This window comes from Methylobacterium nigriterrae (assembly GCF_037106235.1).
In the GTDB taxonomy this organism is placed as follows: Bacteria; Pseudomonadota; Alphaproteobacteria; order Rhizobiales; family Beijerinckiaceae; genus Methylobacterium; species Methylobacterium nigriterrae.
Genome location: NZ_JBAWTG010000225.1, coordinates 1 through 5021, shown reverse-complemented (window position 1 = coordinate 5021; position 5021 = coordinate 1). Strand labels below are relative to the sequence as shown.

The 5021-nt window shown below is 63.8% G+C and carries 6 protein-coding genes; 2 read left to right on the top strand and 4 right to left on the bottom strand.

What is annotated here, in order from left to right; all coding sequences use genetic code 11:
• Positions 1-407: 407 nt before the first annotated feature.
• Together WDW90_RS34830 and WDW90_RS34825 are read right to left on the bottom strand one after the other, a co-directional pair.
• A complete protein-coding gene (locus WDW90_RS34830; RefSeq protein ID WP_336492304.1) occupies positions 408-653 on the bottom strand; it encodes a hypothetical protein in 246 nt (81 codons plus the stop codon).
• 382 nt (positions 654-1035) lie between these two features.
• The gene (locus tag WDW90_RS34825) at positions 1036-1200 is read right to left on the bottom strand and encodes a hypothetical protein (RefSeq protein WP_336492303.1); all 165 of its coding nucleotides are present in this window, start codon (positions 1198-1200) and stop codon (positions 1036-1038) included.
• Between the two features lie 583 nt (positions 1201-1783).
• Here WDW90_RS34825 and WDW90_RS34820 point away from each other — a divergent pair.
• Entirely contained in the window at positions 1784-2626 is an 843-nt protein-coding gene (locus tag WDW90_RS34820) for a universal stress protein (RefSeq protein ID WP_336492302.1), read from the top strand.
• Positions 2627-2782: 156 nt separating this feature from the next.
• Here the strand turns inward: WDW90_RS34820 and WDW90_RS34815 are convergent, their stop codons facing one another.
• A complete protein-coding gene (locus WDW90_RS34815; protein ID WP_336492301.1) occupies positions 2783-3721 on the bottom strand; it encodes a bifunctional enoyl-CoA hydratase/phosphate acetyltransferase in 939 nt (312 codons plus the stop codon).
• Positions 3722-3740: 19 nt separating this feature from the next.
• Positions 3741-4502, bottom strand: coding sequence for an IclR family transcriptional regulator (locus tag WDW90_RS34810; protein WP_336492300.1), 762 nt, complete (start codon positions 4500-4502; stop codon positions 3741-3743).
• Positions 4503-4766: 264 nt separating this feature from the next.
• Between WDW90_RS34810 and WDW90_RS34805 the strand changes: the two genes are divergently transcribed.
• Positions 4767-5021, top strand: a 255-nt coding sequence (locus WDW90_RS34805) for a thiamine pyrophosphate-binding protein (protein WP_336492299.1), incomplete at its 3' end; no start/stop codon positions are given.

The following is a 5021-nucleotide window of genomic DNA, read 5'->3' as shown; positions in this document are numbered from 1 at the left end:
GAGCACCTTCTGCCGCCCGTCTGGCTCCCGTTCGATGTACCCGATCGTGCGGTAAGCGCGGTCCCTGATCGTCTCGCGGCTCATCATCTCTCTCCATCACAGGACGGGCCGTCGCGAGCTTCGGCAGGACCGTGGCTACAGCCCTCCGGCGACGGCTCCGAACATGGAGAATTGATGCCGCTGGAACGCGGCCGTTGCGCGGCGCAGAGCGGTGTGCAGCCGCTCGCACGGATGGACTGCTGCACCTAACCCGCTGCGCTCACCGCGGGGCCGCGGGTAGTCAGCTCTCCGCGGCTCGCGCATGAGATTGGACGCCGCCGCCCAACCGCCCAGCACGGACTGCCTCCCGCAGACTGGCTGAGTGCGTTCGGTTGCCCCATTCCCGGAGCATGTCCAATGCACCGGATCTATCGAGTGCCTTCAGGGATGCCGTTCAGTCGCACGGCGAGGCAACCGAGCATGCGGTGAGCCGGATCCTCCAGGAAGAGGAAGCCGACCTCGCGCTGCAGGCCCTGCAGGACTACCTCGAGGACCTGCGCATCCTGATCGAGCGGCATCCCGGGATCGAGGCCGCGATCACGGATTTCCTGGCCATGGCACTCACGTTCGAGGCGGCCCAGCGAGGGCAGGGCGGTGCCGATGCCCGGCAGCACCGCGTCCTAGGCTGGAAGATTCCCAGGCGAGCAGAACGCCCACTAAAACTGCCTCGTCTGAATAGGGGGCGCCCGTCGTGAAGGGCAGCTAATCAGAGAGAGGGCTCTGCCTTCGCACGAGGGACAATCCCCGGGGATAACAGGGACAAGAGAAAGACGATCTCTATAGAAAATACCCTGTTATATCCGGCCGCGGAATCGCGGACGCTCGAAATCCGCTTTGCCCGAGCATGCCAGGGCCCTGTCTGATAGCGGCGCGGATGATGCGGTGCACAATTGCGATGTCAGGCTTGATGTTCCGCACCGTCCGCCAAGCGAGGGCGTGGCTGAGTAGCCTGTGGGAGTGGGTCAGCGATCGAGCCGGGTAGGTACCGGCAGGCGATTAGGCCGCGCGCTTTACAGAACGCGGAGCGTCCTCGTTGCTGGCACCGATCAGGCGAGCCGGAGCACGAGCCTTCAGGCTCTCAAAGTAAGACACATAATAGGCCAGCGAACCAATTGCGGCCCCAGCAGTGACGAGGGTCCAGTAGGGGAGGAGTTCGGTCATTGGAGCGATCCCATACAACGTTTGCGTTGCACCATATATGGCGTCGCACAATGCCGGTTTACATTCCGTGTCAGGCATTTCGGTCATGTGGCCCACGCATGAGCCCTCGGCAGGGACTCGGGACCGGGCTCTCGCAGCATGGTTTGCGACTTGCCTCAGATCTCACGCATCGTTCCGCTCCCATGGCGTCGCGAGGCCCAGCTGTTCACATAGCAAGTTCCATCGGCTGGCTTTCCATAGGCGCCGCAACACCACTCGATGCGGACGTTGGTGGCCCGACCCCTGCGCAAGGCTTACAGGGGCATCACCTCGTGCACTCGTAACAAATGCGCGTGACAGGTCAGCCCGCTGAACGCTCGAATCGGCGCACCGTTCAAGGATCGCCTCGTTGGTCAACATCGACCCAGAGGGGATGAGGTGCTGGCCACGGAAAGTCGGGGACTGACGTTCATGCTCGTCAGATCTGATGACGACAAGCCTTTTGAACCTTGGTGCGATTACGCTTTCGATCATGCTCGCCCGCAACAAGGGACAGGGATAGCTTCTTCTAGGTAAACGCAGCTGCGGTGTTCAGGAGTGCGCGATGAAGACCCTGTTCGTTCCTGTTGCAGGTCATGAGGGACTCGAGACACTGATCGCGACGGCCTGCCTCGGCGCACAGCGCTTTGACAGCCTTATGGAAGGAGCGCGCATCCTGGAACTCGCGGAATATGTCGACTTCAGCGGCGACCTACCGGGATCCCGTAGCGAACAGACAAGCTGGACCGATCTGCTGCGCTCGGAGGAGCTCGCCTTCCAAGAAGCCTTCACAGCCGCGATGAACGCGCGCGCCGTCCGCAGAGAAACAATCCCAGGCGCGGGACCAAGCTATCAGTGGCGCACGGGTACATTTTCTGATGACCGCACCATGAGCCAGCACGCACGCCTGTTCAGTGCGACGGTGGTCGGACGGCCCGAGTCGAACGAGGCCAGCCTGTCCATGTCCAGCTTCCAGGCTGTGCTGTTCGAGAGCGGGCGGCCGGTCCTCATTGCCCCGCCGACACCGCCTGTGTCGCTCGGGGAGGCGGTCCTCGTTGCCTGGAATGGTGCAACGGAAACGGCTCGCACCGTTGCGTTCGCCATGCCCTTCCTTCAGCAAGCCAGGCGTGTTGAGGTGCTCGAAGTCGAAGGATATCGCGTCCCTGGCCCATCAGCCCAGGAACTTGCATGGGCGCTGAAGCGCGAAGGCATTCAGACCCAAGCGCGCACGCTGTCGGCGAGCAAGGTTACGTCGGGCGAGATCTTCCTTTCCGAGGCGAAGGCTCTCGGGTGTGATCTCCTTGTCAAAGGTGCATACACGCAAAGCCGCTTGCGCCAGATGATTTTCGGCGGCGCGACGAGCCACATCTTGCGTCATGCCGAGGTGCCAGTGTTCATGGCTCACTGATGACGACCGCCACGGAGCCACGGCCCACATTCCAGCGCGAAAGGGATGCCGGAGCGAAGAACGGTCCGACCTGCGCGCATTTCGGTTTCGGCCGCGCTCCCACTCCCACTCACAACCGGCGCTTGGCATTTTCACAGGGAGATACGAACCCGACGTCTAATGTGTACGCTTTACTGCACGGGTCAGCGCTGCGAGGGCGCAGGAGGCAATGCGCGTTTCCTTGGAGTCCGCTCGGCTCGTGAGGATCACAGGGATGCTCGCGCCGAGCACAAGTCCGGCGCAGGCAGCCCCGCCGAGGTAAACGAGCGACTTGTACAGGCTGTTGCCAGCATCGAGATTGGGCACCACGAGAATGTCTGGGTCGCCGGCGACCTCAGAGACGATGCCCTTCGTACTGGCCGAGGCCAGCGACACCGCGTTGTCGAAGCCGAGCGGACCGTCGAGCGTGGCACCCGCGATCTGGCCGCGATCGGCCATCTTGCAGAGTGACGCCGCATCGATCGTCGAAGGCAGTGATGGGTTCACCGTCTCGACGGGAGCAATGATTGCAACCTTGGGGTTGGCGATGCCGAGGTCGTGAGCAAGATCGACGGCGTTGCGGACGATGTCAGCCTTCTCGACGAGGCCTGGCGCGAGGTTGACGACGGCATCCGTCAGCATCAGGGGCTTGTGGTAGGCCGGGCAATCGAACCAGAAGACGTGGCTTGCTCGTCTGTCCGTGCGCAACGGGCTGTCGCGGCGAACGATCGCGCCCAGCATCTCGTCTGTGTGGAGGGAGCCCTTCATCAGAGCACTGACCTCGCCGGCACCAGCAAGGGCCACGGCGCGCCGGGCAGCTGCGTGTGCATCCGCAGCCTCGACGATCTCGAGCCCGGTCAAGTCCATGCCGGCCTCGGCCGCGACCTTGCGGATCAGCCCGGCTGGACCGACCAGGACCGGCTCGATGAAGCCTTGCTGCTGCGCTTCGAGCGCCGCTTCGAGGGCGCTTTTCTCGCACGGGTAGACCACGCCGACGCGCAGAGCTCCGCAGCGCCGGGCAGAGTCCGCGAGCAGGTCGAGTCTCGGATAGGAAGCCGTGGTGTGCGGCATCAACATCGGGGGCTCCTTCATTTCGTCATGTCAGAGTGACCGCAAGTGCCTCGGCCGCAGCCTGCAGGTTCGGGAGACGCTCGACGGCGTTCTCGCGCGACAGCCGCACGACCGGGGCCTGGAGTGCGAGCGCCGCCAGGCATTCGCGTCCCGTCCGGCCGAAGACCGGCACGGCGATGCAGAACAGGCCCGTGAGGAATTCCTCGTCATCGAGCGCGTAGCCCTGCCGCCGGATCGCGGTGAGCTCGGCCTGGAGGGCGCCGGGGTCGGTCAACGTGTTGGGCGTGTGACGGTCGAGGCTGAGCGTGCCGAGCAGCCGCTCGCGCTTCGTGGGCGCCATCAGGGCGAGGAACATCTTGCCGCTGGCGGAGCAATGCGCGGGGACGCGCGAGCCCCTCTGAAACGCCACCCGCAGCGGAAGCGCTGCCTCGACGCGGTCGAGATACATCACCTCGCCGCCCTGCAACACAGTGAGGTTGCAGGATTCGCCGAGATCGCGGGCGACCCGCTGCAGGATCTGGTGACGCTGGGTGGAGCCAGGATTATTCGAGAGGATCGCGAAGGCGAGCGACGTGGCGCGAGCGGCGAGTTCGTAGCGCCGCCCGTCGGGCATCCGCCGCACCAGATCGGCCCCTTCGAGCATGCTCATCCACCTGTGGAGTGTGGGCTTCGGGAGGCTCGTCAACTCCGTCAGCTCCGCGAGCGTCGGCGCGTGATCCATCGCCGCGATGGTCTCCAGGAGGCCGAACGCCTTCAGGGCCGGTGAGGATTCGGGTGTGTCGTCCATGTCGTCCTCATAGATATTCCATTTTTCAGAATGTTGGAAGCAAAATTCTGAGATTTCTCTTGCGTTCGGCCCGGCATGGGGGCAGAGTTGGGACACGCGCAACCATTGGGCGGTCACCTGCGCAGATAACGGGCCCCGTGCTGTCGAGCGCATCATCGTCGTTGCCTGACTGCCGTTCAGCCAAGGGCAGGGCACGAGCAAGCGCTTAGCCGAGCCGCGCCAGCCTTGCTTGACTAGAACACATCACAGGAGAGGAGCGTTGCCATGAGGATGACGACCGAGGAAGCCTTCATCAAAGTCCTTCAGATGCACGGCATCGAGCACGCCTTCGGCATCATCGGTTCCGCGATGATGCCGGTGTCGGATCTGTTTCCGAAGGCCGGCATCACGTTCTGGGACTGCGCGCACGAGACCAATGCCGGCCTGATCTGCGACGGCTACACCCGGGCGACCGGCCAGATGGCGATGGCGATCGCCCAGAACGGTCCGGGCGTCACCGGCTTCGTGACGGCGATGAAG

Excerpts from the sequence above, each read along its gene's own strand:
- WDW90_RS34825 (WP_336492303.1), bottom strand. The coding sequence starts at position 1,200 with ATGACCGAACTCCTCCCCTACTGGACCCTCGTCACTGCTGGGGCCGCA.
- WDW90_RS34810 (WP_336492300.1), bottom strand. The coding sequence starts at position 4,502 with ATGGACGACACACCCGAATCCTCACCGGCCCTGAAGGCGTTCGGCCTC.
- WDW90_RS34820 (WP_336492302.1), top strand. The coding sequence starts at position 1,784 with ATGAAGACCCTGTTCGTTCCTGTTGCAGGTCATGAGGGACTCGAGACA.
- WDW90_RS34815 (WP_336492301.1), bottom strand. The coding sequence starts at position 3,721 with ATGTTGATGCCGCACACCACGGCTTCCTATCCGAGACTCGACCTGCTC.